The organism is Acidovorax benzenivorans, from assembly GCF_028680575.1.
Taxonomy (GTDB): Bacteria; Pseudomonadota; Gammaproteobacteria; order Burkholderiales; family Burkholderiaceae_C; genus Acidovorax; species Acidovorax benzenivorans.
In genome coordinates this window covers 1-1,037 of sequence record NZ_JAPCKI010000043.1, presented here as the reverse complement: position 1 = coordinate 1,037, position 1,037 = coordinate 1, and the positions used below count along the sequence as shown (strand labels likewise).

Genomic DNA, 1,037 nt, shown 5'->3' with positions numbered 1-1,037 from the left:
CCGGAGAACACCATGGACACCCAAGTGAAGACCAACACCGAAAACCTGCGCATCAACGGCGAACGCCTGTGGGCCTCCCTCATGGAGCTGGCCCAGATCGGTGCCACCCCCAAAGGCGGCGTGTGCCGCCTCACCCTCACCGACCTGGACAAACAAGGCCGTGACTTGGTCACCCGCTGGGCGCGCGAAGCGGGCATGACCGTCACCATCGACAAGATCGGCAACGGCTTCATGCGCCGCCCCGGGCGCAACAACAGCCTGCCACCCATCATGACCGGCAGCCACATCGACACCCAGCCTACCGGCGGCAAGTTCGACGGCAATTACGGTGTGCTGGCGGGCATCGAGGTGGTGCGCACACTCAACGACCACGGCATCGAAACCGAAGCCCCCATCGAAGTCGCGTTCTGGACCAACGAAGAAGGCAGCCGCTTCGTGCCGGTGATGATGGGCTCCGGCGTCTTCGCCAAAGCCTTCACGCTGGAGCATGCCTATGCCGCCACCGACACCGAAGGCAAGACCGTGAAGGGCGAGCTGGAACGCATCGGCTACATCGGCGACCAGGAGCCCGGCGACCACCCCATCGGCGCCTACTTCGAGACCCACATCGAACAAGGCCCGGTGCTGGAAGACAACGACAAGACCATCGGCGTGGTCAGCGGCGTGCTGGGCATCCGCTGGTTCGACTGCACCGTCACCGGCATGGAAGCCCACGCAGGCCCCACACCCATGGCGCTGCGCAAGGACGCGATGCTGGCGGCCACCCGCATCATGCAAGACGTAGTCGCCGCAGCCCACCGCCACCCGCCCCATGGGCGCGGCACCGTGGGCATGGTGCAAGTCTTCCCCAACAGCCGCAACGTCATCCCCGGCCGGGTCAAATTCAGCATCGACCTGCGCAACAGCACCGACGCGCTGGTGGACGCCATGGCCGCCGAGGTCAAGGCCTTTGCCGACCAGGTGGCCAAGGAACACGGCGTACAAGTGCACATCGAGATGGTGTCCAGCTACCCCGCACAGCTCTTCCAGCCCGAATG

General features: G+C 65.3%; 1 protein-coding gene. It reads left to right on the top strand.

Features of this window, described 5'->3' with window-relative positions:
* Positions 1 to 12 precede the first annotated feature (12 nt).
* Positions 13 to 1,037, top strand: a 1,025-nt coding sequence (locus OIN59_RS25280; RefSeq protein WP_274114972.1) for a Zn-dependent hydrolase, incomplete at its 3' end; no start/stop codon positions are given.